Genomic DNA, 17,919 nt, shown 5'->3' with positions numbered 1-17,919 from the left:
AATGATGAGCATCATATATATGACACTCATCATATCATCAAGCACCGTCATTCGGGGTGGCATCGCATGAGCACGAAGATCGAAGACCGGGTGGTCGAATTGCGGCACGAAGCGGCGCCCGCGCCGGAGGGGGAGAACGCCGCCCCGGCAAAGCCGCGCCGCCGCGTGCCGCGCGTGTGGGTGGTTTCCGGCGTTGCCCTGGCGGTGGCGCTGGGTGGGGTCGCGTGGATCACCGCCGCCCCTTCCGCCGAATCGACCGACGACGCCTATGTCGCCGCCGATGCGACGACGGTGGCGCCCAAGGTGCGCGGGCTGGTCGCCGAGGTGCTGGTGAAGGACAATCAGAGGGTGCGTGCGGGCGATCCGCTGGTCCGGATCGACGCCGAGGAGTTCGACGCGAAGCTCGCCGCGGCCACCGCCGACCTTGCCGATGCCGAGGCCAATGTCATCGCCGCGCGCGCGGCGTTGGGGCATCTCGCGGCCGAGCAAAGGCTGGCGGCCGCGGGCGTGGTCTCGACGCGCACGACGATCCGCTCGGCGCTGGCGGAGGCCGATCGTGCCGGCGCCGACCGGCGGCGCTACGAGGCGCTGGTCGCGACCGGCGCGGTCGCCCAGCGCGATGCCGATGTCTATCGCACCACCGCGATCGATGCCGAGCAGGCCGCCGCCCGCGCCCGCGCGCAACTGGTCGTGTCGCAGAGCGAGGCCGGCGTCACCGCCGCGCGCCGGCCGATGCTGGAAGCCGCGCTGCTGCAGGCCGAGGCCGCGCGCCAGCGCGCCGCCGCCGCGCTCGATCTCGCCCGGCAGGACCAGCGCCACAGCCTGATCCGCGCGCCGATCGACGGCGTGATCGGCAACCGCCAGGTTCGCGTCGGCGACTATGTCCAGCCCGGCACCCGCCTGCTGACTTTGGTGCCGCTCCACGCGCTGTATGTGACCGCCAATTTCAAGGAGACCCAGACCCGCGACATGCGCGCAGGCCAGCCGGTGGCGATCGACGTCGACGCGATCGGCGGCAAGGCGCTGAAGGGCCGCGTCGAAAGCTTCGCACCGGGATCGGGCTCAACCTTCGCGCTGCTGCCGTTCGAGCCGGGCACGGGCAATTTCACCAAGATCGTCCAGCGCGTGCCGGTGCGGATCCGCTTCGAACCGGGCCAGCGCGCGGTGGACGCGCTCAGGCCGGGCCTGTCGGTAACGGCAAAGGTGAAGCTGGAGAACTGAGGTCCGTCGGCGCGGCCATGGCGCCATGTTCGGCGCTACCCGCGCCCAGCATCAGCGCGACCGCGGCGGCGCGCTGGAGGCGCCGGACGGCGGGGCGGACCGCCGGGCTGCCACGCAGCCGCATATACAGGAAATCGCCGATCGCCTCGGCCGCGCGTTCGGATGGCGAGAGCGCGTCGGCTGAGAAGGTGGCGTTGAAGCCCTCGAGCTGCGCGGCGCGATAGGCGCCATGGCTGGCAACCGCGGCGTCGACCGCGCCGACCAGATTGTCGGGCGAACGCTCGACCGGCCCGAAACGCCAGTGGCCGTAATTCTCGTCCTGCTGCCAGTCGATGCCCTGCGCGTCGAGGAACAGGCAGGGCTTGGGAACGCGCAGGAATTCATAGACCTGGCTGCTGACGTCCCCGACATAGATGTCGGCGAAACTGGTGTAGCTCATGTCGATCGCCCGGTCGCTGCCGGGATCGAGCAGCAGGTGGCGGGCGCCCGCGAAATGCTGCGTCAGCGCCCGCCAGCGTGCGCGCTTCGCGCGGCTGTCGAGCATGCGGACATGCGGCGCCACGATCAGATTGTAGCGATGCTGCCGCGCGAACGCTTCCAGCAGGGGCACGCCGAACTTCGCCCACGACCCTAGTGTGCAGAAATGCGGGTTGTAGAGCACGGTCGGTCGCCGATTGCCGAACGGATCCCACGCAGGATCGCGGATCGCGTTGGCGGCATCGAACTTGGGATAGCCGACGACGGCGTGGCCGCCGTCATGGATCAGCCCTTCACGTCCTAGTCGCTCGCGGTGCTTCTCGCCCGCCATCAACACCATGTCGAAATGGCGGATGCGACGGTCGAAGCCGGCGGCGCGATCGCCCGCACCATGATCGAGATGGATGTAAAGGGGTCCACGGACGCCAGCGCGCTTGAGTTGCACCGTAGTGCGTTCGGGCACCGCGATTGCGTCGAAGCCCTTCAGATGATGCGCCACCGCGGCAAGGCCGAGCAGCTTGGGGGGTACCGAACGGCCGCTGCGTTTGCGGAAGAAGGTCAGCAGCGGCGGGCTCAGCACCTCGAAGCGGATCGGCGCGCCGCCCAGCAGCGCCACCAGCCGCCGCGCATAATCGATATGTCCTTCGTTGGGCGAACTGACATAGACGACAAAACCGGGCATGCGAGCGAGTTCGACCGCTGTCGATATGCCGTGCAGCAGTTGATGTCGCTGCGCGTTGAAGAAGAAGCAGATCCGAACCGGAGGCGTACCCTGATCCGCGACGCCCGCGGCAGGCCACGACATCATCTTACCCATAGCAACCCAATATCCGCCCGACGGCGCGCGATTTCCCCACGCATCCGTCCACTGGCACCAAAGCTGGCAGCAGATTGCGGCGAAATCCAGACGATTCGCTGTCAGACCCGGCCATTGAAGACATTATCATGACAGAACGCGTTCAGCGATCAAAAACCCTCGGGCATCTCGACCGGACCGACATGCTCGCGGTAGCGCGCGATCGCATAGCGGTCGGTCATCCCCGCGATGAAATCGGCGATGTGGCGGCTGCGATCGGGGTCTGCGGTGGGGAGAGTTGTGCGCCACGCCTCGGGCAGCAGGCCGGGATCTGCGCGATAGGCATCGAACAGGCCGGCCACGACATGCTGCGCAGCATCGGCGGCGCGAAGCTGCTGCGGATGATGATAGAGATTGGCGTACATGAAGCGCTTTAGCGTCCGTTCCGCCTCCGCCATCGCCGGCGAGAAGCCGACGAGTTGGCCGCGATGCGCGCGCGCCGCATCAGCGCTGTCGATCCCCGCGGCTTCCAGGGCGGCACGACTGCTGGCGATCACATCATTGACCATCACGCCGATCAGGTCGCGCACCAGTTCGCGCTGAGCACGATGTGGTTCGCTGCCGTCGCAACGCTCCGCCACGCGCTGCCATTGCCGCGCCACCAACGGCACCGACAGCACCTGATCGAGCGTGATCAGCCCCGCGCGCAGGCCATCGTCGATGTCGTGATTGTCATAGGCGATGTCGTCTGCGATCGCCGCGACCTGCGCCTCGAGCGATGGCCAGCGATCCAGATCGAGCGCGAACCCGGCATCGGCTTCCGCCATCGCCCAGGTCGGCCGGCCGATCGGGCCGTTGTGCTTGGCCAGCCCTTCCAGGGTTTCCCAGCTGAGGTTGAGGCCATCCCAGTGCGGATAGGGGTTTTCGAGCCGGGTCAGCACGCGCAGCGTATGGGCATTATGATCCCAGCCGCCATGATCGGCGAGCGCATCGCGCAGCGCCTCCTCCCCGGCATGCCCGAACGGCGGATGACCGATATCGTGCGCCAGGCACAGCGCTTCGGTTAGATCTTCGTTCAGCCCCAGCACGCGCGCGATGGTACGGCCGATCTGCGCCACTTCGAGGCTATGCGTCAGCCGCACGCGGAAATGATCGCCATCGGGTGCCAGGAACACCTGAGTCTTGTGACGCAGGCGGCGGAAACCGGTGGAATGGACGATGCGGTCGCGATCGCGCTGGAAGGCGTCGCGCGGCCCGCGGGTTTCCGCCCCCGGCTCCGCATAGCGCCGGCCCCGGCTGAGCGCCGGGTCGCTTGCCCACCCGTTGCGCATCGTCACTTCGCGCCGAGCGGTTCGACCACCTGCCCCTCTTGGCTGGAAACGGCGAATGCCTGATGGCCGGCCTTTGTCATGCGGTTGACGAACTCCTGCGCGGCGCCGCTCGATGCGAACGGGCCTACCAGCAGCCGATTGGTCGCGCGCACCGGCATTGTCCAGGCTTTTAGACCGGCGACCAACTTCGGTTCGGCCGTCTTCAGCCGCGCCCATTCCTTAGGCAGCGTCGCCTTGTTGGCGCCGCCCGCTATTTGCACCCATTCGCGCGCCGGGTGCTTGGGCTTGGGCGGTTCCTTCTTCACCGGCTTGGCCGGTGGTTTCTTCGCGGCGGCCTTGGCTTCGGGCGTGGACGACGCAGACGGTTTGGGCGTCGCCGTCGGCTTGGGGGTCGGTGTAGGGCTCGGCCTGGGCGCAGGTGCCGGTGTCGCCGCGGGCGTTGGCGTAGCGCGGGGCGCCGACGCGCTCGCTGTGGGAACTGCCGGCTCCGCCGCCGCCATTCCGGGTGGAATCGGCGGGCCGACCACCGGCTTCGCAACCGCGGGCGCGGGCGTCTGCGCCACTGCCGGCTTCGGCTGCGGGGCAGGCGGTGACGCTGGAACGGACGGCGGCGCAGGCGCCGCGGCTTCCGCAGCGCGGCGCGCGGCTTCGGCCGGAGGAATTCCGCCGGGTGGGGTCGAGACGACGCGCGGCGATGGCGCCGTGACTGCCAGCGACGGCGCGGAAGCCTGCGGCACCGCAGCGCCCGCCGACGGGCTTGCCGGCGCCGGTTGCGGAGCGGGTGTCTGCGCAGGTGCGGGCGAGACAGGAACGGCAACCCGGGCTGGCGCAGGCGTCGGAGCGGGGGTCGTGGCGATCGGCGGGGTTACACGCTGCGGAACCCCGCCAGCCTCGGCGACGACACGTTCGCGCGTGACCGCCACGGGTGAGCCCGGCTGTACAGGATCGGGCGCCGGCATCGGCGTGGGATCCATCGTCCGCGCGATGCGCGACCCGCCAGTCCAGCCTGGCCGGCGCCGGGGGGCGCGCGAAACGGGTGCTCGGACGACGGGCTGGGTGACATCCTCCGGCCGTGGCTGGGCCAGCGGGATCGGCGGCGGGGTGGTCGGCGCGGCAAAGGCGCCGCCCTGCTCGAGCTGCGCATAGCGCGCGCCGTTCGCAGGCAACTGGCCGAGATGCACCGCATAGGCACGCTGCATCGGGCTGAGGCTGCCGAGCCGGGCGAAGAACGGCGTCATCGCCGCAGCGGGGCGCCCGGGCATCACCTGATTGGCGATCGCCTGCGCGCCGGGCACATCGCCGGTCATCGCCAGCACGAACGCGCGCACGCGCCACGCGCCGACGTCGCGCCGGTAGAGCAAGGGATCGAGCAGTGCGAGCGCCTGCGCACGATCGCCCGAGATGCCCAGGCTCAGCGCGTAGCGGCGCGTCGTCTCGTCATCGGGGCCGCGCGCGAGCGCCGCCTGATAGTCACGCTGCGCGCGGCGTGGATCACCGGTGAGATCATGAGCGAGCCCGCGATCGGCGGCGAACTGCGCCACCGGAACGCCAAGCGCCGCCGCGCTGTCGAACAGCCGCAGCGCGTCGCGCGGCCGTTCGAGCGCGAGCAAGGCGCTGCCCTGCCCCGCCTTGGCATAGCCGTTCGACGGCGAGACCCGCTCGGCACGCGAGAAGAAATCGAAGGCGGCATTGGCATCGCCCAGTTGCAACGCCGCCTGGCCGGCGCCGAGGAGCGCGCGGATGTCGCGTGGGTCGCGTGCGAGCGCGCGGACATGATCCGCGAGCTGGTCGGCGATCGGCGTCGGCTGCTGGACGATCTCGGTGGGGCTGCGCGGCGCGACCTGGACGGTCACATCCTCGGAATCAATGGTCTGTGCACGCGCCGTAGCGGACCATGCGAGCGCGGCCAGCGCCGTCGTGCCCGATGCCGCCAGCCAGAATCTCCGAAACGATGTCATGATCTTGCTGGGATAGACCCGAGAGCGCCGCAAACGGCAACCGGCCCGCGCGGGGGGATGCGGCGGGCCGGTTCGTCGTGGGGATGAAGCGGCAAACATCTTCCCTCCCGCTTGCGGGAGGCGTCTCGGGAGGGCGTGTCAGGCATGTGCCGGGAACACATGCCCTCCCTTGGCCCCTCCCGCAAGCGGGAGGGGACGAAGTCGCTTACTGGTTGTTCTGGCGGTTGAGAAAACGCGGGATATCCGGCGTGCCCTCTTCGCTGCCCGGGGTCTTGGCGGTGCCGCGGGTGATATTCGACATCCGTTCGAACAGCGTACCGCCGCCATTGCCGATGCGCGGTGCCGGGCGGCCACGGCCGCCGGCGTCCGCCTCGCCGGTCGCCGGACGGGCCGGCGGCGGCTGGATCTCCCCCTGGTCGAGCAGCAGCTCGCTCGGGTCGGCGGGGGTGTCGAGAGTCAGTTCCTCGGGCACCGGCTGGCCGGCGACCGCATCATCCTCGAAGCGCAGCACCGGGCGCGACGGCGCGGGCTGGGTCACCGGTTCCGGCGTATCGAGCACCAGCTCGGCGCGGGGCGCGGGCGCCGGAGCGGCCGAGCCCTGCTGGCGCGGCACGAACGAGGGCGCGTCGAAGCGCTGCGGCGCGGCCGGAGCCGGAGCCGCCGCGGCCGGCGCATCTTCCTTGCGACCGCCCGGGAAGGACAGGACGCGCGCCGGTTCGGGCGCGACCACCGCTTCCGCCTCGATGCCGGTGGCGACCACGGACACGCGGATTTTGCCATCGAGATCGTTGTTGAACGCCGAACCCCAGATGATGTTCGCGTCCGGATCGACCAGCTCGCGGATATGGTTTGCGGCCTCGTCGACCTCCAGCAGGCGCATGTCGTCGCCGCCGGTGATCGAGATGATGACGCCCTTGGCGCCCTTCATCGACACGCCGTCGAGCAGCGGGTTGGCGATCGCCTTCTCGGCGGCCAGGATGGCGCGGTTGTCGCCATCGGCCTCGCCGGTGCCCATCATCGCCTTGCCCATCTCACCCATCACCGACCGCACGTCGGCGAAGTCGAGGTTGATCAGGCCGGGCATGACCATCAGGTCGGTGATGCCGCGCACGCCCTGCTGCAGCACCTCGTCTGCCATCTGGAACGCTTCCTTGAAGGTCGTGTTCGCGTTGGCGATCAGGAAGAGGTTCTGGTTGGGAATGACGATCAGCGTGTCGACGTGCTTCTGCAGCTCGGCGATGCCGGATTCCGCGGCGCGCGAACGACGCGAGCCTTCGAAGCTGAACGGCTTGGTGACGACGCCGACGGTCAGGATGCCCTTGTCCCGCGCCGCCTTGGCGATCACCGGCGCCGCGCCGGTGCCGGTGCCGCCGCCCATGCCGGCGGCGATGAAGCACATGTGCGCGCCGTCGAGCGCGCGATCGACCTGCTCAAGCGTCTCTTCGGCCGCGGCACGGCCGATTTCGGGACGCGAGCCGGCGCCCAGGCCCTGGGTGATCCGGAGACCGAGCTGGATGCGACGCTCCGCCGGGCTGGCGTTGAGCGCCTGCGCGTCGGTGTTTGCGACCACGAAATCGACGCCCTGGACCTGCGCCGCGATCATGTTCGCAATGGCGTTTCCGCCGGCCCCGCCGACACCGATGACGGTGATGCGCGGCCGCAGTTCGTCAACCTGCGGAGGAATGAACTCGATACTCACTGGACAATCTCCCCTCGGTGGAGCCGGCACGGCAGGCTCCCCCCTCGATTCTTATGAATCAAGCGAGTCGCCAAATCGATATAAAAGTTAACGGGTGAGCGCATTTTCCTAATAACCCGTCTTGAACGCAGAAATAAGCTTGTGAACCCAAGCAGTTGAAGTGTTGCGATGGACCATCTGATGGGCGGGCTGGATCGCGCGCAGATCGACCGGGTTGGTCGCCGCATAGTGCACGAGCCCCGCGAGCGTCGCGAAGGCAGGGCCGCTGTGGGCATCCGGGATTGCCGCGAGGCCACGCGGCCGCCCGATCCGCACCGAACGGCCGAGCACGCCCTGCGCATAGTCGGCGATGCCCTTCAGCTCTGCGCCGCCGCCGGTGAGCACCACCTGCCGGCCGACCGGGCCGCCGAAGCCCATGTCCTTCAGCGCCTTCCCGATCTCTCCTACCAGATGCTCCAGCCGCTGGCGGATTACGCCGATCAGTTGGGCACGGGTGATGCGGATGCCTTCGCTCCCATCCTGTTCGGAGCTGATCGGGGTCACCTCGATCATGTCATGATTGTCGCGCGGACTGGCAGTGGCGGAACCGTAGAAGCATTTCAGCCGCTCGGCCTGCGCGCGGCTGGTGCCGAAGGCGGAGGCGAGATCGTCGGTGATATCCGCTGCGCCATAGGGCAGCGAGGTGAGGCCGACGAGCATGCCGCCGCAGAACAGCGAGATGTTGGTAACGCCGGCGCCCATCTCGACCAGCGCAACGCCCAGTTCGCGCTCTTCGGCCGACAGGCAGGCCATACCGGTTGCGACCGGCGAGGCGATGATCGACTTGACCGCGAGATGCGCGCTGGCGACGCATAGCCCCAGGTTGCGCACCGGCGAACCGTCCGCAGCGACGACGTGGATGTCGACGCCGAGGCGATCGGCATGGAGGCCGAGCGCATCCTTCACGCCGGTGAGGCCGTCGAGCGTGTAGAGTGCGGGCTGCGCGTGCAGGATCATGCGGCCTTCGGGATCGATCGAGCTCTTGCCCGCCGCCAGCAGCTCGTCGATGTCCGGCTGCTCGATGCGGTGTCCGCCCATCTCGACCTCGACCGAGACGATGTCGCTGATCAGCCCGCCTGCGGAGAAGCTGACCCAGACATCCTCGATGCTGACGCCGGCGATGCGTTCGGCCTGCTCCACCGCCTCACGCACCGCGAGTTCGGTCGCGCGCATATCCGCCACATAGCCGCGCTTGACGCCGCGGCTCTCGCGCTGGCCGGTGCCCAGCACCTGCAGGTCGCCGCTTTCGCTGCGCTCCGCGATCAGCGCGGAGACCTTCCAGCTGCCGATATCGACAGCGGTGATCAGTTCCCCTTTCGGCAATGCCATCACGCGTCTCCCTTCAACGCAGCGGTTTCCGCCTCGCGGCGCGCCTTCTCATCCTCCGTTTCCGGGGCGCCGCCTTGGGCGGCTGCCCGTGCCGCGGCTTCCGCCGCAGCCGCCTTGCGCACACCTTCCGGCACGCGCACGACGAAGCGGGTTGGATCCCGCATATCGAAGCGGGTGAAGCCGCGACCGAGCAGATGCTCGACGCCCTCCATCCGCGCAAAGGTCACCAGCGCCTTGGCGGCAGCCTCGTCCCCCTCCGGCAGTGCCAGCGTCTCGCCCGAGCGAAAGCGCATGTCCCAGCGGCGATGGCCCACCCAGCTTGCGCCGGCGATGGTCGGGCGCAGCGCCGGGGCGGCCTCGATCAGGCTCGCGAGGCGGCCGGTCTGGCGGTTGGCATCGGGGCCGATCAGCATCGGCAGGTTGGGGACCGCGTTGGCCGCGATCTGTTCCAGCACCACGCCGTCGCTGTCGATCAGGCTCAGTTCCTGATTGTTCTGCCACACCGCCACCGGCTTGCGCTCGACGATGTCGACCAGCAGCGTATCGGGCAGCCGTCGCGAGACGCGGGCGTCGGCGATCCAGCCATAGGTCATCAACTGGGCGCGGATCTTTTCCAGATCGACCAGCGGCATTGCCATCGAATGCTGGTCGAGCGCGATCGCGTAGACGGTCAGCCGGTCCATCTTGTCGATGCCGGTCACCTTGACGCGCTTGACCTCGAAACCGGCGCGGCCCACGGCCTCGGCCGCCTCGGTATAGGCCATCGCCGGCAGCCCCAGGAAACTGATGCCGACCAGCGCGACGCCGCCTGCCAGCAGCACCAGCGTGCCGTTGAGCATGCGATCAAGCGTGGTCGAAGAGATCGGCAGCGCCGCCGCGGCGCGCGACAGCATCGACGGACGGCTCTGCCCGCCGCGCCGCTTGGGGGCTGGCCCCTTCCGCTTGACCGCCCGTGCGCTCATGCTTCCCCCCTGCCCGCCAGCGCTTCCCGCACGATCACCTCGCACAGTGACGCATAGTCCATGCCGATGAACCGGCCCTGTTCGGGCACCAGGCTGAGCGGCGTCATGCCCGGCTGGGTGTTGACCTCCAGCAGGTAGAGCCCGTCCACCCCGCGCTCGTCATCCCAGCGGAAATCCGAGCGGCTTGTGCCCTTGCAACCCAGCACGCGATGCGCCTTCAGCGCCATTTCCAGGCAGGCCGCGGCGATCTCCTCCGGGATGTTCGCCGGGCAGACATGCTCGGTCAGCCCGTCGGTATATTTGGAATCGTAGTCGTAGAAGCCGCTCTTGGGCTTCAACTCGGTCACCGCCAGCGCACGATCGCCGAGCACCGCGGTGGTCAATTCGCGACCGCGGATGAAGGGCTCGGCGAGCAGGCTGTCGAACTCGGTCCACGGCCCCGCCGTGTCGCGGCCGATCGGATCGCCATAATTGCCGCCCGCCGTCACGATCGCGACGCCCACCGACGAGCCTTCGTTGATCGGTTTCAGCACATAGGGGCGCGGCAGCGGATCGCCGAGATAGAGGCTTTCGGATTTCACGACATGGCCGCCGGGCATGCGGACACCATGCGGCGCCAGCACCATCTTGGTAAGCTGCTTGTCGATCGCGATCACCGAGGTGGCGAGCCCGGAATGGGTATAGGTCAGCCCCATCAGGTCGAGCAGGCCCTGAATCGTGCCGTCCTCGCCGGGCGTTCCGTGCAGCGCGTTGAACACGACGTCGGGCGCCGCCGCGGCGAGCTTTTCGGCGACGTCATGCCCCATGTCGATGCGGGTGACGCGGTGTCCGCGGCTTTCCAGCGCATCCGCGACGCCATTGCCGCTCATCAGCGACACCTCGCGCTCGGACGACCAGCCGCCCATCAAAACCGCGATGTGCAATATAGTGCTCACGCCTTCACCCCAATGCGCTGGATTTCCCATTCCAGCTCGATACCCGACTGCGCCTTCACCCGTTCACGCACCTCCTCGCCCAGCGCCTCGATATCGGCGGAGGTCGCGGTGCCGAGGTTGAGCAGGAAGTTGCAATGCTTCTCGGACACCTGGGCGTCGCCGCGGGTCAGGCCGCGGCAGCCGGCGGCGTCGATCAGCGCCCACGCCTTGTGGCCGTCCGGATTCTTGAAGGTCGAGCCGCCGGTGCGGCTGCGCAGCGGCTGGCTGGCCTCGCGCTCGGCGGCGATGCGATCCATCTCCGCGCCGATCGTCGCAGGATCGCCCGGCGTGCCGGCGAACAGCGCCTGCACCACCACGGCCCCTTCGGGCAAGGCGGAGTGGCGATAAGTGTAGCCGAGCTTGGCCGCCGGCCAGGTTTCGACGCTGCCGTCGCGCAGCACGAGGGTCGCCTCGATCAAAATGTCGCTGGTGTCGCGGCCATAGGCGCCGGCGTTCATCCGCACCGCACCGCCGACGGTGCCGGGAATGCCACGAAGGAATTCGAGACCGGCGATGCCCGCATCGCGCGCCGCCGATGCCACCGTGATGCCCATCGCCGCGCCGCCCGCGCGCACGCGATGGCCCGGCTCCACGCTCACCTTGGCGAAGCTCTTGGGCAGGCGCACGACCACGCCCGGCACGCCGCCATCGCGCACGATCAGATTGGAACCGACACCAACCGGCAGCACCGGCACCGCCGGCGGCAAGGCGGCCATGAAGGCGGCGAGATCGGCGGTGTCGCTGGGGCGCACCAGCCACTCGGCCGGCCCGCCGGTGCGGAACCAGATGAAGTCGGCAAGGCTGCCACCGGCCTCGACGCTGCCGGACAAGGGAGGAAGGGCGAGCGCCGCCATCAGGCTGGCACCTCCGCCCGCGCGGCGCGGATCGCATCGGCGAGGCCCGCGGCCCACTTGGTGATGTCCCCCGCGCCCAGGCAGACGATCAGGTCGCCCGGTTCCGCCACCTGCGCCAGTTCGGCAGCGAGCGCATCCGCGCTCGCGATGGTCGCCGCGGCGCGATGGCCGCGCAACTGGATGCCACCGACCAGCGCCTCGGCGTCGACGCCTTCGATCGGCGCCTCGCCCGCAGCGTAGACCGGGCTGATATAGACGATATCGGCGTCGTTGAAGGCCTGCGCGAACTCGTCCATCAGGCTTTCGAGGCGGGTGAACCGATGTGGCTGCGCCACCGCGATCACGCGGTTCTGCGCCCCTTCGCGCGCCGCCGCGAGCACCGCGCGGATCTCGACCGGGTGATGGCCATAATCGTCGATCACGATCGCGCCATCGATCTCGCCCACCTTGGTGAAGCGGCGCTTGACTCCGCCGAAGCGGGAGAAACCCTCGACGATCGTCGCATCCCCGATGCCCAGTTCGAGCGCGACGCCGATCGCTGCGAGCGCGTTCTGGACGTTGTGGCGGCCCGGCATCGGCAGCATGATGTCGGCGATGGTGCGCACCGATCCGTCGCGCTGGCGGATCACCGCGTCGAAGCGATTGCCGCCGGGCACCGGCGTCACATGCTCGCCGCGCACGTCTGCTTGGGCCGAAAAGCCGTAGGTCACGATGCGGCGGTCGCGCACGCGCGGCAGGATCGCCTGCACCTCGGGATGGTCGAGGCACAGCAAAGCCGCGCCGTAGAAGGGCACATTCTCGACGAACTGGACGAACGCATCCTTCACCGCGTCGAACCCGCCATAATGGTCGAGATGCTCGGGATCGATGTTGGTGACGACCGAGACGGTGCCGTCCAGCCGCAGGAAGCTGCCGTCGCTCTCGTCGGCCTCCACCACCATCCAATCGCTGTCGCCCAGGCGCGCGTTGGAGCCGTAGCTGTTGATGATACCGCCGTTGATCACTGTCGGATCGACGCCGCCGGCATCGAGCAGGGCGGCGATCATCGAGGTCGTCGTTGTCTTGCCATGGGTGCCGGCGACGGCGACGGTCGACTTCAGCCGCATCAGTTCGGCGAGCATCTCCGCGCGGCGTACAACCGGGATGCGACGCTGATAGGCGCGTTCGACTTCCGGGTTGCCACGCTTGATCGCAGTGGAAGTGACGATCACCGCCGCCCCTTCCACATTCTCCGCCTCATGGCCGATGAACACGCGGATGCCGCGGGTGCGCAGTCCCTCGACCACGTAGGATTCGGCGACGTCGCTGCCCTGAACGTCGTATCCCATATTGTGCATCACTTCGGCGATGCCGGACATGCCGATGCCGCCGATGCCGATGAAGTGGATCGTGCCGATGTCGGTTGCGAAGCCTTTCATGCGTACACGCTCCCGCGCGCGCCGGCAGACGCCGTTTCATAAGCTGTGGCGCCATGGGATTCTACGACATCGGCCAGCGCCGACGCCGCATCGGGGCGGCCGCATGCGCGCATCCTGGCGGCAGCCTCGGCAAGCGCACCGGGTTCGCCGGCCAGCTTCTGGATCTGCTTGGCGAGTTCCACGGGGGTGAAGACGCTCTGCACGATCGACCGCGCGCCGCCGGCATCGACGATCTCGACGACATTGGCGGTCTGGTGATCGTCCATGGCCGAGGGCAGCGGGATCAGGATCGCGGGGCGGCCGGCAACGGTCAGTTCGGCGATGGTCGAAGCGCCTGCGCGGGCGATCACGAGCTGCGACCAGCGCAGCCGATCGGGCATGTCCTGCATATAGGTCGCCAGTTCGGCATCGATGCCGAGTTCGGCGTAGCGACGGCGGACATCCTCGATATCCTCCGGGCGGCACTGCTGCACGACCTTGAGGTTACGGCGAAGCTGCAGCGGCAGCAGGCCGAGGCCATCGGGCACCACGGTCGAGAGAATGGTGGCGCCCTGGCTGCCGCCGGTCACCAGCACACGGAACTCGCCATCCTCGGTCAGCGCCGGAAAGGGCTCGTCGCGCAGCGCCAGCACTTCCTGGCGCACGGGATTGCCGACGAGGCGGACCTTGCCGGCGTATGCCGGCTTCAGCCGCTGCACATCGGGATAGGCGGTGGCGATGATGTCGACGCGGCCGGCGAGCAGCCGGTTGACGCGGCCGAGGATCGCGTTCTGCTCATGCACCATCGCCGGCACGCCATCCTTCAGCGCGGCGAGCAGCGCGGGCAGCGCGGGATAGCCGCCGAAGCCGATGACGGCGCTGGGCCGCACCTGGCGGTTTAGCCCGCGCGCCATCGCGCGACCCGCCAGGATCGAGCGGCCGGCGCGCAGCCATCCGAGGGGGCCGCCGGCGATGCGGCCGGCGGGCATGACATGGGCTTCCATGCCCTCGAACAGGCCGGGAATACGCGCGCCGCGCTCGTCGGTGATGAGGGCAATGCTGTGGCCGCGCGCGATCAGTTCGGCGCCCAGCGCATGCGCCGGCACCATATGGCCGCCGGTGCCGCCGGCGGCAAGGACATAGTGGCGAGAGGCGGTCATCGTCCGCTCCATTTCACGACATAGGGAGAGCGGGTCAGAAAGGGATTTCGCCGGGTGAATGCAAGCAGCAATCCGAAGCCCATCGACAGGGCGAGCATCGACGAGCCGCCATAGGAGATGAACGGCAAGGTCATGCCCTTCGAGGGGGCGAGCTGGACATTGACCGCGATGTTGATCAGCGCCTGCGCGCCGAACTGCACCGTCAGGCCGGCGGCGGCGAGAACGGTGAACGGATCCTCCTCATCCAGAAGCTTCACGAACACGCGCACGACCAGCGCCAGGAAGACGAGCGCGATGGCAAGGCAGGCGATCAGGCCGAATTCCTCGCCAATCACCGAGAAGATATAGTCGGTATGCGCCTCGGGCAGCTTGAACTTCATCGTGCCGCCGCCGGGGCCGGTGCCGAAGAAGCCGCCCGCGGTCAGCGTCGCATAGGCCATGTCGGTCTGGTAGGTATCGACCGCCTGCCCGGCATCGGCGCCGATGCCGAGCCAGCCGTTGATGCGCAACGTCGCGACCGGATAGAAGAAATAGGCGGCGACAAGCCCGCCGATGCCGGAACCGACGAGCAGCCCGAGCGCGCGGCCCGAGACGCCGGAGATCATCAGCAGCGCGAACCACATCACCATGAAGACGATGGTCTGGCCGAGATCGGGCTGATGCATCAGCGCAACGGCGACAGCGCCTGTCGCGAGGCCGCTGAGCGGCGCCACCGGCAGGCTGGGATCCTTCGCCTTGAGCGAGAGCAGCCATGCCATCGAGACGACGAACAGAGGCTTCAGGAATTCGGACGGCTGGAACTGCGCGAAACCCAGGCCGATCCAGCGCACGGCGCCGTTCACCTCGCTGCCGATCAGCGGCACGATCGCGAGCAGGAAGGTGAACACGCCCGCGCCGATGAGCGAGAAGCGCCGCGCGGCATTCTTGGACATCATCGAAACGCCGACCAGCACCGGCAGGCTCAGCACCACCCAGATCAGCTGGCGCCAGAAATAGTGCAGCGGCGCATAGCTGATGCCGCCGCCCGAATAACGCTGCGCCGCCGCCGGCGAGGCGCAGGCGACCGCGATCAGCCCCATGACGATGAGGACGAGCGCCATCGTCAGCAGAACGCGGTCGATCTCCCAGAACCAGGCGCCGATCGGCGTGCTGTCGCCGCGTCCGCCGATCGTGCGCGCGGCAGCACCGATGCGCTTGGCGGTGATCTTGCGGCCGGGTGCCGATGTCGTGCTCATTTCAGCGCCCCCACTGCTGCGCGGAAGGCATCGCCGCGCGCTTCATAATCCCTGAACTGGTCGAACGAGGCGCACGCCGGGCTCAGCAGCACCGTTTCCCCCGGTGCAGCCGCTGCCGCCGCGCGCTTCACCGCCTCGCACAGCATCTCGCAATCCTCGACCTTCATGTGCGGGCCGAGGAGCTTCTGGAACAGCGGCCCGGCCTCACCGATCGTATAGGCGGCACGGACGTGGCCGAACCACGGCGCGCAGGCGTCAAGCTCGTCGGTCTTGGCCTGGCCGCCGAGGATCCAGTGTACCGCGGGATAAGCGGCGAGCGCCGGCGCGGTCGAGGTGGGGTTGGTCGCCTTGCTGTCATTGACGAACAGCACGCCGTCCCGCTCCGCCACCCGCTCCATGCGGTGCGGCAGGCCGGGATAGGTCTCCAGCGCCTCCTCGATCACCGCATCGGCGATGTCGAGCGCGCGCGCAACCGCGATCGCGGCGGCAGCATTCTGCGCGTTGTGCGGCCCCTGCAGGCTGGGCCAGCGCGACTGATCGGTGATCTCGGTGGAGGCGACGCGGACCAGCCGGTGGTTGACATGGGATGCGATCGCACGGCTCGGGTCATCCTCCACCGCGATCACCGCCACGCTCGCTTTGGACTGCAGCTGGAACAGCCGCGCCTTGGAAGCCGCATAGGCGGCGAAGTCGAGATAGCGATCGAGATGATCGGGGGTGATGTTGAGCAGCACCGCCACGTCGCAATCGAGGCTGGCAGTGAGATCGATCTGATAGCTCGACAGTTCGAGCACGTAGACGCCGCTGCCCTTGGCGTTCGGCTGCAGCGGATCGCGCGAGAGGATCGGCAGGCCGATATTACCGCCCATCAAGGTCGGCAGGCCGGCGGTCTGGCAGATATGGTGGATCAACGCCGTGGTCGTCGACTTGCCGTTGGTGCCGGTGATGCCGACCACGCGATGCGGCGGCAGCGCGGCGCGCGCCTGCGCGAACAGCTCGATATCGCCGATCAGCGGCACACCGGCGTCGCGCGCCTTCGCGGCAATCGGATGGCGGTTGATCGGCACGCCGGGCGAGACAACGACGCCATCGAAGCCGGTGAGATCGATGGTGAGCGGGTCGGCGAGAGTCAGCAAAGAACCCTCCCCCCTCCGGGGGGGAGGACCGTCATCGCGCAGCGATGACAGGGCGAGGGTGCTGCCGGCAGGCTCAGAGGCTAAGCGCGACTGCCCCTCACCCCGACCCTCTCCCCCGAGGGGAGAGGGAGAAGGAAGCACCGCCTGCCGCGCCTCGGCACGGCTATCCCACGCCACCACCTCTGCCCCGCTTTCCAGCAGCGCGCGCACGGTGGCGAGGCCCGAACGGGCCAGCCCGAGAACCGCATAGCGTCTGCCGCGAAAGGCGGGGCTGGTGATCACCGGATCTTGAGCGTCGAGAGGCCGGCCAGCGCCAGGATCAGCGCGATGATCCAGAAGCGGATCACAACGGTGGGCTCGGCCCAGCCCATCTTCTCGAAATGGTGGTGGATCGGCGCCATCAGGAAGATGCGCTTGCCGGTGCGCTTGTAATAGAAGACCTGGATGATCACCGACATCGCCTCAACCACGAAGAGGCCACCGATGATGCCGAGCACGATCTCATGGTGCGAGGTGACGGCGATCGCGCCCAGCGCGCCGCCCAGCGCGAGGCTGCCGGTATCGCCCATGAACACCGCGGCCGGGGGCGCATTGAACCAGAGGAAGGCGAGCCCCGCGCCGATGATCGCGCCGCAGAAGATCGCGAGGTCGCCCGCGCCCGGCACGTGCGGAATGCCGAGATAGGCGGCGAAGCGGACGTTGCCGACGAGATAGACGATGATCAGGAACGCCACCGAGGCAATGATCACCGGCATCGTCGCCAGCCCGTCGAGCCCGTCCGTCAGGTTCACGGCATTGCCGAAGGCGACGATCGTGAACGCCGCGAAGGCGATGTAGAACCAGCCGAGGTCTATCGACACGCCGGTCATGAACGGCAGATAGAGTTCGGTGCCGATCTGGCGGATCACCAGCCAGCTCGCGAAGCCCGCCACCGCGAATTCCAGCAGCAGCCGGATGCGGCTGGAAAGACCCTTGTGGCTCGCTTTGGTGACCTTGTCATAATCGTCGAGGAAGCCGATCGAGCCGAACGCCAGCGTGACGAACAGGCATACCCAGGTGAAGCTGTTCGACAGGTCCATCCACAGCAGCACCGAGATGCTGAGCGCGGTCAGGATCATCAGGCCGCCCATCGTGGGCGTGCCGCGCTTGGCGAGATGGGTCTGCGGGCCATCCTCGCGGATCGGCTGGCCCTTGCCCTGGCGCAACCGAAGCCAGCCAATGAACTTCGGCCCGATGATCAGGCCGATCAGCAGCGCGGTCGCCACCGCGCCCCCGGTGCGGAAGCTCAGATAACGGATCAGATTGAGGACACCCGGAAAGCCCAGATGTTCGGCGATCAGATAGAGCATGT

General features: G+C 68.4%; 14 protein-coding genes. 1 reads left to right on the top strand and 13 read right to left on the bottom strand.

Annotated elements, in window-relative coordinates; all coding sequences use genetic code 11:
• The first annotated feature begins 66 nt into the window (after positions 1–66).
• Positions 67–1,221, top strand: coding sequence for an HlyD family secretion protein (locus FHS96_RS23395; protein WP_429597709.1), 1,155 nt, complete (start codon positions 67–69; stop codon positions 1,219–1,221).
• Here FHS96_RS23395 and FHS96_RS23390 read toward each other — a convergent pair.
• The 13 genes from FHS96_RS23390 to mraY all read right to left on the bottom strand — a co-directional run bounded on the left by FHS96_RS23390 (position 1,175) and on the right by mraY (position 17,917).
• The gene (locus FHS96_RS23390; protein WP_429597706.1) at positions 1,175–2,503 is read right to left on the bottom strand and encodes a hypothetical protein; all 1,329 of its coding nucleotides are present in this window, start codon (positions 2,501–2,503) and stop codon (positions 1,175–1,177) included. The two genes, FHS96_RS23395 and FHS96_RS23390, sit on opposite strands and share 47 nt — an antisense overlap.
• A 161-nt stretch (positions 2,504–2,664) precedes the next feature.
• Positions 2,665–3,825 carry a deoxyguanosinetriphosphate triphosphohydrolase gene (locus FHS96_RS23385; protein ID WP_429597703.1) on the bottom strand — a complete coding sequence of 387 codons (1,161 nt, stop codon included), beginning with the start codon at positions 3,823–3,825 and terminating at the stop codon, positions 2,665–2,667.
• A 2-nt stretch (positions 3,826–3,827) separates the two neighbouring features.
• Positions 3,828–5,783 carry a tetratricopeptide repeat protein gene (locus FHS96_RS23380; protein ID WP_429597700.1) on the bottom strand — a complete coding sequence of 652 codons (1,956 nt, stop codon included), beginning with the start codon at positions 5,781–5,783 and terminating at the stop codon, positions 3,828–3,830.
• 205 nt (positions 5,784–5,988) lie between these two features.
• Positions 5,989–7,482: a cell division protein FtsZ gene (gene ftsZ / locus FHS96_RS23375; RefSeq protein WP_429597697.1), complete on the bottom strand. Its 1,494-nt coding sequence runs from the start codon at positions 7,480–7,482 to the stop codon at positions 5,989–5,991.
• Positions 7,483–7,590: 108 nt separating this feature from the next.
• Positions 7,591–8,850: a cell division protein FtsA gene (gene ftsA / locus FHS96_RS23370; protein WP_429597694.1), complete on the bottom strand. Its 1,260-nt coding sequence runs from the start codon at positions 8,848–8,850 to the stop codon at positions 7,591–7,593.
• The gene (locus tag FHS96_RS23365) at positions 8,850–9,812 is read right to left on the bottom strand and encodes a cell division protein FtsQ/DivIB (protein WP_429597691.1); all 963 of its coding nucleotides are present in this window, start codon (positions 9,810–9,812) and stop codon (positions 8,850–8,852) included. Before FHS96_RS23365 ends, ftsA begins: the two co-directional genes overlap by 1 nt.
• Positions 9,809–10,777 (bottom strand): D-alanine--D-alanine ligase, encoded by a 969-nt coding sequence (locus FHS96_RS23360; RefSeq protein ID WP_429597689.1) that lies wholly within the window; start codon positions 10,775–10,777, stop codon positions 9,809–9,811. The genes FHS96_RS23365 and FHS96_RS23360 overlap by 4 nt, the downstream gene beginning before the upstream one ends.
• Entirely contained in the window at positions 10,744–11,640 is an 897-nt protein-coding gene (murB, locus tag FHS96_RS23355) for a UDP-N-acetylmuramate dehydrogenase (protein ID WP_429597686.1), read from the bottom strand. The genes FHS96_RS23360 and murB overlap by 34 nt, the downstream gene beginning before the upstream one ends.
• Positions 11,640–13,058: a UDP-N-acetylmuramate--L-alanine ligase gene (gene murC, locus FHS96_RS23350; protein WP_429597683.1), complete on the bottom strand. Its 1,419-nt coding sequence runs from the start codon at positions 13,056–13,058 to the stop codon at positions 11,640–11,642. Before murC ends, murB begins: the two co-directional genes overlap by 1 nt.
• Entirely contained in the window at positions 13,055–14,197 is a 1,143-nt protein-coding gene (gene murG / locus FHS96_RS23345) for an undecaprenyldiphospho-muramoylpentapeptide beta-N-acetylglucosaminyltransferase (protein WP_429597680.1), read from the bottom strand. The genes murC and murG overlap by 4 nt, the downstream gene beginning before the upstream one ends.
• The gene (locus FHS96_RS23340) at positions 14,194–15,432 is read right to left on the bottom strand and encodes an FtsW/RodA/SpoVE family cell cycle protein (protein ID WP_429597678.1); all 1,239 of its coding nucleotides are present in this window, start codon (positions 15,430–15,432) and stop codon (positions 14,194–14,196) included. Before FHS96_RS23340 ends, murG begins: the two co-directional genes overlap by 4 nt.
• Positions 15,429–16,850, bottom strand: coding sequence for a UDP-N-acetylmuramoyl-L-alanine--D-glutamate ligase (gene murD / locus FHS96_RS23335; protein WP_429597675.1), 1,422 nt, complete (start codon positions 16,848–16,850; stop codon positions 15,429–15,431). Before murD ends, FHS96_RS23340 begins: the two co-directional genes overlap by 4 nt.
• Complete coding sequence (gene mraY / locus FHS96_RS23330) at positions 16,847–17,917, bottom strand: phospho-N-acetylmuramoyl-pentapeptide-transferase (protein WP_429597850.1); 1,071 nt, start codon at positions 17,915–17,917, stop codon at positions 16,847–16,849. Before mraY ends, murD begins: the two co-directional genes overlap by 4 nt.
• Between the last annotated feature and the right edge of the window lie 2 nt (positions 17,918–17,919).

Origin of the sequence: Sphingomonas zeicaulis, from assembly GCF_050433225.1 — a bacterium.
GTDB classification, from domain to species: Bacteria; Pseudomonadota; Alphaproteobacteria; order Sphingomonadales; family Sphingomonadaceae; genus Sphingomonas_D; species Sphingomonas_D zeicaulis.
This window is presented reverse-complemented; position numbering and strand designations above follow the sequence as displayed.

Bases quoted from the DNA above. Each gene is read 5' to 3' on its own strand.
- FHS96_RS23395 (WP_429597709.1), top strand. From the start codon at position 67: ATGAGCACGAAGATCGAAGACCGGGTGGTCGAATTGCGGCACGAAGCG.
- FHS96_RS23390 (WP_429597706.1), bottom strand. From the start codon at position 2,503: ATGTCGTGGCCTGCCGCGGGCGTCGCGGATCAGGGTACGCCTCCGGTT.
- FHS96_RS23385 (WP_429597703.1), bottom strand. From the start codon at position 3,825: ATGCGCAACGGGTGGGCAAGCGACCCGGCGCTCAGCCGGGGCCGGCGC.
- FHS96_RS23380 (WP_429597700.1), bottom strand. From the start codon at position 5,783: ATGACATCGTTTCGGAGATTCTGGCTGGCGGCATCGGGCACGACGGCG.
- ftsA (WP_429597694.1), bottom strand. From the start codon at position 8,850: ATGGCATTGCCGAAAGGGGAACTGATCACCGCTGTCGATATCGGCAGC.
- FHS96_RS23365 (WP_429597691.1), bottom strand. From the start codon at position 9,812: ATGAGCGCACGGGCGGTCAAGCGGAAGGGGCCAGCCCCCAAGCGGCGC.
- FHS96_RS23360 (WP_429597689.1), bottom strand. From the start codon at position 10,777: ATGGGAAATCCAGCGCATTGGGGTGAAGGCGTGAGCACTATATTGCAC.
- murB (WP_429597686.1), bottom strand. From the start codon at position 11,640: ATGGCGGCGCTCGCCCTTCCTCCCTTGTCCGGCAGCGTCGAGGCCGGT.
- murC (WP_429597683.1), bottom strand. From the start codon at position 13,058: ATGAAAGGCTTCGCAACCGACATCGGCACGATCCACTTCATCGGCATC.
- murG (WP_429597680.1), bottom strand. From the start codon at position 14,197: ATGACCGCCTCTCGCCACTATGTCCTTGCCGCCGGCGGCACCGGCGGC.
- FHS96_RS23340 (WP_429597678.1), bottom strand. From the start codon at position 15,432: ATGAGCACGACATCGGCACCCGGCCGCAAGATCACCGCCAAGCGCATC.
- mraY (WP_429597850.1), bottom strand. From the start codon at position 17,917: ATGCTCTATCTGATCGCCGAACATCTGGGCTTTCCGGGTGTCCTCAAT.